Source organism: uncultured Pseudoteredinibacter sp. (assembly GCF_947500695.1).
Classification (GTDB): Bacteria; Pseudomonadota; Gammaproteobacteria; order Pseudomonadales; family Cellvibrionaceae; genus Pseudoteredinibacter.
In genome coordinates this window covers 35,535-42,766 of record NZ_CANMSS010000018.1, presented here as the reverse complement: position 1 = coordinate 42,766, position 7,232 = coordinate 35,535, and the positions used below count along the sequence as shown (strand labels likewise).

Sequence of the window (7,232 nt, the reverse complement as noted above, 5' to 3'; positions counted from 1 at the left end):
TCAACTGATGCGGATAATAACGCAATCGGTAACGTTCGCACCGATGTTGGTGGCGCGGACGTAGATGGCGCTGATGCAGCAGCGATTACCGGTGTGGTTGCTGGTACACAAACCGGCGATATCTCTGGTGGTGTTAATACGGCTATCGCGGGTTCGCTGGGCTCTCTAACACTTCAGGCTGATGGCTCGTACACATACACCCCAGGTGCTGCGGCTGAATCTTTGGCGCTAGGTGTGAGTGCGACAGATACATTCAGTTACACTCTAAAAGATGCGGATGGTAGTTTCTCAACAACAACCATTACCATCACAGTAACCGGCACTAATCAGGGCCCGCAAGCTGTTGCGAGCTCCAAGTCGGGTGATGAGGATGTGGCAATTCAACTTGGCGTTTCTGATTTTGGCTTTACGGATGTTGATACTGGCGATCAATTGTCCTCGGTACGAATTGATTCCTTGCCGGCTGACGGAACATTGATGCTCAACGGTGTTGCCGTTACCGCTGGGCAGGTTATTACTGCCGCAGAATTGAATAATACGGCGGCGCCAAATACAGGCCTTCAATTTGTTCCTGATCAGCATGAATCCGGTTCTGATGCTTATGGTGGCAGTGGCACGGGTGATCAGCAAGCAGACTACGCATCGTTTACTTTCAGTGTGAATGATGGCAACGACTGGAGCGCTGCGCCTGCGAGCTTTACTGTTGATGTCACTCCAGATGCGGATGCCGCGTTGATCGATACGTCCTTGGTGAATTACAACAGTGGCAATAACCAGCATATCGATTTGGTTGAAATTCCTAGCTCTGATCGATTCACTCGAGAAGTTTACAATAACGCAGCTACAGGTCCGCAAGCGGGTAATCAGCTGGAAAATATAAGTGCTGGGTTGAACGGCAATGTCAGCACGCCTGCTCAACCCTACAACGCTTCTGGCAATAATGGCGCAACCGATATTGGTGCAAGACAGCTACAAAAAGTCACATCATTAATCTACCTTGAAGAAGGGCAAACGGTTTCTTTTTCTGGGTATATGGATGACGCTGTTAAGATTGAGCTTGGTGGTACTGTGCTATTACGTACCAATGGCAATACTTGGGGGCCTTACGATACCGCAACAGCTCAAACTGTTTCTCAGGGTGCCGGTTCTTATACGGCTGCAGGTACTTACACTGTGTCAGCTTCCGGTTACTACACATTGGAAACGTATGTTTACAACCATTCAGGGCCGGGCGACTTTTCCATTCGTATTCACCTCGATGGTGGTGGGCCGCAAGCTTTGAGTAATAGCAATGTTGTTGTATTCAGGGATATCGATACCCTAGAGGCAACCGGCGCACAGTATTCTGAATTTGTACCAGGGCCAACAGCTGGCAACTCAAATCACAATAGTAATGTTGGCGGTTACTATCCGATTGAGCTGAATAAAGGCGGTGAGGGCGCGAAGATTAAGCTCTCGGGTATCTCTGTTCAATTGCAAGATACCGATGGCTCAGAATCAATTGCTTCCATCACGCTGGGTAATATTCCAGATGGTTGGGAAGTGTATGATGGCAATACCTTGTTGTTCACCGCAGGTGGCGGAAACAACAGCGTAGATATCAGCAGTACCGATCTGAATAACCTATTTGTGCGCAGCACCAATAGCGCAGCCAATGGCGCAACGGTTGATTACGATCTGGAAGTGACGGCCGTGGTGAATGAAACCGCAAATGGCTCTGTGGTAGATTCCCAAAGCAGCACGGGTACTTTAACGGTTTCAATTTTTGATACACAAAATGTATCTTCATCGCCGTTGAAGAAAGCTCCAGAACAAGCACAGCAAGATACTATTGATGATGTTCAAGAGAGCTCTCAGAGTACAGGCAAGAGTAAAACCACAGCAGGGGGCTTATTGGTTGAGCAAGATGAGCTTCTGTTTAGTGAATCGCCGACTGCTGATTCAGGCGCAGAGTTTAGTTTTGCCTCCAGTGACGAGCCTTCTTACTCCGTTGAGCTACAAGATGTGCTGGCGCTAGATAAAGCAGAGCAAAATCTAGATGCTTTATTACCAAAAGCCCTAGAAACCAAATCAGTAAATGTTAAATCTCTAGAAGCAGATTCCCAAACCAGCAGCGATGCACCTGACGTTCTAGTTTGGAATGATGCAATAAGCGAGCTGCCCGAGATTAAAACTGAAAGTGATCTTGTAGATATTATCTAAGCTTAAAATTAATGTATGGTGCCGGAGGTGGTGTTGAGCCGCCTCCGGCTCGGAATTTTCAAAAACACCCTCGTTAGCATGTCCTTGAAGATCCTATGGTGGCTTTGAGTTTGCCGTAGATACTGCACAAATGCTCGCACTCTTTGACATTTTATCTGTGCGCTTAGTAAGCTGCTGAACACCCTTATCCTTTCTCAATGAAGACTGTTATGGCCTCTCTCAATGCTCGCAAGTCACTATTGTTTGTCTCTGCTCCCTCATTTGTTTCCGCAATCGCTTTTAGATTGTGAGGTTTAACTTTTTTGTTTCTAGCGCTTTTAGGTATGTCGTTATTCCAGCCTTTCGCCCCCATTATGCAATTTATTCGTTTCCTATAGTCAGAGGCTTTTAATTGGCTTAGTTCACTTAAGACAGCTTTGTCTATCAAGGCTAAGTTCTCGGGTCTTATCGCTTCGAGTAATTTCTGTTTGGTATAAGAGTGTAACACTGCTGTCTCTATGTCGCCGCCAAGGCAATATATCTCTCTATCTCTTAGTAGTTGGTTGGCCCTTCTTCTGCAGTCTGCAGCATTATCGGAAGTTTGGCAGTCAATTGCTTTCAGCTTGTCAAGAGATGTATGTTCTTCGGAAGTTATTTGCTTATTCTTGTTCTTGCAGATGTTCTTCAGTGTAGTTCTGTCTTCGGTGTAGCAGTCTTTGTCTAGTATTGTTAGGTATGGGATTTCGAATATATCCATCAGTTGGGCTACGTGAACGATCGAGCTGCCGTCACCACCCATGGTCGAAATGTTCCTTTTGTACTGGTCCCCCTTTAAAATCTTCTTTTTCACTTGATTTATTATATAGAAATCAGATATTCCTTCGCAGAGTATCACCTTGTCAGCAAAAATTATTTCGCTATTCTCGGTGTTGCAAAATCTAGATAGCTTTTCAATATCTTGTATGTTGTTTGAATCCCATTCCCACTTGTATGTTAGGCCATCCTGTTTTTTTGGTAGTCTTAGTATGTTGTCAATCTTTACTGAGTCTATAAGGATTGAAGAGTGGGTGGTTACAATAACTTGATTTTTTAGTGATAACTCCTTTAAGTACTCAGAGACTGACCTTTGATGTTGGGGGTGGAGAAACGCCTCGGGTTCTTCAACAAGTAGCAATAAATTTCTACTGCGATTTCTAGATGATACATGCCGTAGTAGTCCCAGTGAGAGTAGAGATTGAAACCCAGTCCCTTCGTCTTCAATTGTCAGATCTTCTCGCTTTCGTGTTTTTATCTTGGTCTTAGAAAGTATGAGATCTAGTATTTCGTCATGCTCAGGGATATCGTACCCAATTTCTGCTTCACCTGGTAAGTCGTTAGAGATTGTTTTTGTACTTTCTGTAAGGATCTCGCTTATGACTTTAGAAACTCCTTTGGCTCTAAGTTTAAATTGTTTTTGAAGTTCGTTTAATTCGCCTTTCCTTTGTCGTGCTAGAGCATCCTTGGCGGCTATGAATAGCTTTCGGTTTTCATTTTCTCGGGAGTTAGTGCCGGCTCTTACCGCAGGTATATACATAATGTCGTAAATGTTTGATAGAGACTCAAAAGCACTCTTGCCGTTGCCGCTGTTTGAAGTGTGATAGCCTGCTCTCCCATGCTTGTCTATTCTTAGCTCTATCCATATTTCTTTTTTCTTGGGAAGCCATAAATTTTTAAATGTTGTTTTCTCTCTATCTGTCAGTTCTTTGAAATGAATTCTTATCTTGGTGGTCGGCCTAGTGTGGTCACTTTCATAGTATTTGTTTTGAGGTGTGTAATCTGATTTTTCGTGTCTATCATTTCCGGTGAAAAATAAATTTATTGCTTTAAGTACTGTGCTTTTACAGGCATTGTTTGGTCCCGCGATAAGCTGAAGCTTGCCATTGAATGTGCTTTCTAGGTGTTTTATTCCTAAGAATTTCTCAATATGAATTTTAGAAATTTTCATTTTTCTCAGTTCCTTCTGTTTGTTCATATACACTTGCTTATGGGGGGTGACCAATAGTAGCTTTTAAGCTGTGGTGGAGAAATTGAAGAAAGAGTTTCTACATTAGGCGGGCAAGTTTTCGAAGTGCTCGTTCGGGGAGAAAGGGGGGCTTCGTAGAAGGTTGGCCCTCCGAATAGTTGTCTCCAGCCTTCAGTCATCTTTTTCATGACGCCTTTTTCTAGGCTATTTAGGCCAACCGCACTCCTTGCAACTTTGTACAGCTTATTTTTCATACAGAATTACTTCCCTTACTGCTATTCCCTATAAATCTATTTTGCTGATTTTTCGGGAGGCTTCCGTGCCGGCACCTTAGTGCTTTAGTGCTACGATGTAGGTTGAGCATAACAAAACTCATTCTTTTTCTAAATAACTTGGGGGGGGATTAGTTGAAGCACGATGCAGTGAGGGGGGCTTTTCGATATATGCGGACAAAACGACAGGAGTCGTTTTGGATCGCGGTAGCGACCCGCAGGGTGAGCCTCATGGATGGGGCGAATCAATCGAACAAGGTTCGATGCCGCACAAATGAACCCAATAAAAACAAAAAAGGCCTATCCGAAGATAAGCCTTTTTAAAGTATGGTGCCCGGAGGCGGACAAAACGACAGGAGTCGTTTTGGATCGCGGTAGCGACCCGCAGGGTGAGCCCTATGGATGGGGCGAATCAATCGAACAAGGTTCGATGCCGCACAAATGAACTCGATAAAAACAAAAAAGGCCTATCCGAAGATAAGCCTTTTTAATGTATGGTGCCCGGAGGCGGAATCGAACCACCGACACGGGGATTTTCAAAAGCTGTCTCTAAAGCCTATTAATATCTAGTTCAACGAAAACAATGGCTTGTTAGGTTGTGGCTGCTTGTTATTGCATGGTTGTACATGCTGAGTGTTCGCTAGGTGTTCCTTGAATGTAGCTAGGTGCTAAACCAGTTTCACCATTTTATGTTTCGAGTTTAGTCTTCAATATAATGTCCAAAAACGGGCTGTAGTTCGAGGTCATCTAGAATTAGCCACCTTATAAATGCCGAAAATTCTTGGTCTACTCTGAGGAAGTGAATGATCTGTTGCTCAGCTTCTTTCTTTTTGTGTCTTGGGGTGTCTTCATCACACCACTTCTCTATTTCTCTTGAGACCTTTGCTAGTACCTTAAACACCTTTTTACGAAGAAAGCTGCGTGATACGCTGCGGTTTCCTGTACTTGCGTCGTTGAACGCTAGGTTGATAAGTTCTAATGTCTCGCTAATTTCTTTTGAGTCTGGTGTGTCAGTAGCCTTGCTAATCGTTATTTCAGTATTCGGGGTTGAGGGTGCTCGATGGTGTACTAGTCTGAATACATCGGTTTCCGGGTCAGCAGGATCAAGCAAGTTATTGTATCTATTCCCTTTAAGATTGGAGTTGCATCTAGTGCAAGCAAAATACAGATTTTCCCAGTCTGTCCTGTTTGGGTTGTCTGCATTGAAGTGCTCTACAGCGATGGACGTCGGCTCCTTGATTTCACAAATGTAACACTTTGAGTGAAATATTTTGTTCAGGGCTTCTAGTACGTCTGGGTTGTTGTAATTCTTTCCTGCGCTTTTTAGGGACTCTGGTGTTGGTACGTCTCGCTTTACATTGAACATCTTCAGTCCTCAATCTTGCCGATCTTTTTTTTAGCTGATCTGTATGCAGAACTGAGTTGCACATATGATTCATCATTTAACAACGTTGAGTTTTCTATTAATCCTCTTATTTTGCTGATGTTCTCTCTTATATACTTCTCATTGCTCAAATTGTTTAGTATTTCATCTAGGTATAATGAGTGGTCTGAGACGTCGAATATGCTATGTAAAATAATCTCGTTGCTATATGCTCTCAAGTCTGCGTCGATAAGTTTTCTTGATGATAGATCGTAAACAACAGTGTCATTTTCCGACGATATTACAAACGGTGAATGTGTGGAGACTATAAACTGAATGTTTGGGAATAGGTTGCTTAGAAAGGGGAGTATTTTTCTTTGTAGTGAAGGGTGTAAATGAGCATCAATTTCGTCGATTATAACAAACCCGTTTATAGTTTCTGGTGTGTGACTGGAAACTTCTGTTGTCATAAGGAGGTCGGTGAACACTTTTAATACAGAAGAGTACCCTGTTGAGAGGTTTCTGAAAGAAAAATTGCTTTTTCCGCTCTGTGATATTTGATAGTTGAGGGAGTTTTCATCAAAAATTAAGTCTGTAGATTCATCATCTAGAAGGATTTTTAGGTTGCTTATTAGTTTTTTCTTCCATGTATCGAGCTCCTTGGTGACCGAATAGTTGTTTTTCCTCTCGCTCAATGCACTTTTTACTTCCCAGTTGGCTAGAAACCTTTCTAGTAATGAACCAGCATTTCCATTTCCCTTATTTGATTTTCCCTTTCTAACTTGGAACGATATGTTTGCCTTTTCCTTTTCGAGAGATTGTATGCTTTCTACTGATTCTACGCTTAGCTCTCTTAAAGCATTGAAAAAAATGTTTATATTTGGAGGCGACTTGATGTCATTGTAAGAAATTACGGTTTCCTTGATTACATCGCTTCCGTTGTCTTCCTGATACGACCTATAGGTTAACAGTCTATCCTTGGCATGGTCTTTAGCTTCTTTGGTGCTGATCCTGCTTGTTTGTATAGCATCTTCTAGAGATGTTATTGTTTTTCTAATTTCAGAAAGCTGATCTTTCATCACATCTAGGGATGGGCCGCTTTTATAATTGTGTCTTAATTCTATGGCTTTTTTTAAATTATCTTCGCTTTTTTTCTGGCCGTTAAGCTTTGCTTTAAGTGACTTGATATATTTTAAATTTCGAGAAATGGCGCTTTTGAGATTCGAGATCGTTCTCTCGTGGTTGTCGGCGTAGTTTGATGATTGTTGAAGGACGTTGAAAATTGATTGGAGTAGTTGGGTTTTTCCGCAACCGTTTTTTCCCGTTATTATAAGATTTTTTCCGTTCAGATTGATATCAACTTCTTTTTCTGTGTATGGAATAATTCCATTTATATGGCCAACTTTCACAATGT

4 protein-coding genes are annotated in these 7,232 nt (G+C 42.5%); 1 reads left to right on the top strand and 3 read right to left on the bottom strand.

Features of this window, described 5'->3' with window-relative positions:
* On the top strand, positions 1-2,202 hold a 2,202-nt coding region (locus tag Q1A08_RS21105), incomplete at its 5' end, for an Ig-like domain-containing protein (RefSeq protein WP_299776384.1).
* 184 nt (positions 2,203-2,386) lie between these two features.
* Here the strand turns inward: Q1A08_RS21105 and Q1A08_RS21100 are convergent.
* From Q1A08_RS21100 to Q1A08_RS21090, 3 genes are all read right to left on the bottom strand, one after another.
* Positions 2,387-4,192, bottom strand: coding sequence for an AAA family ATPase (locus Q1A08_RS21100; RefSeq protein WP_299776383.1), 1,806 nt, complete (start codon positions 4,190-4,192; stop codon positions 2,387-2,389).
* Between the two features lie 963 nt (positions 4,193-5,155).
* Complete coding sequence (locus Q1A08_RS21095; RefSeq protein ID WP_299776382.1) at positions 5,156-5,821, bottom strand: hypothetical protein; 666 nt, start codon at positions 5,819-5,821, stop codon at positions 5,156-5,158.
* 2 nt (positions 5,822-5,823) lie between these two features.
* Positions 5,824-7,227: an AAA family ATPase gene (locus Q1A08_RS21090; RefSeq protein WP_299776381.1), complete on the bottom strand. Its 1,404-nt coding sequence runs from the start codon at positions 7,225-7,227 to the stop codon at positions 5,824-5,826.
* Positions 7,228-7,232 lie beyond the last annotated feature (5 nt).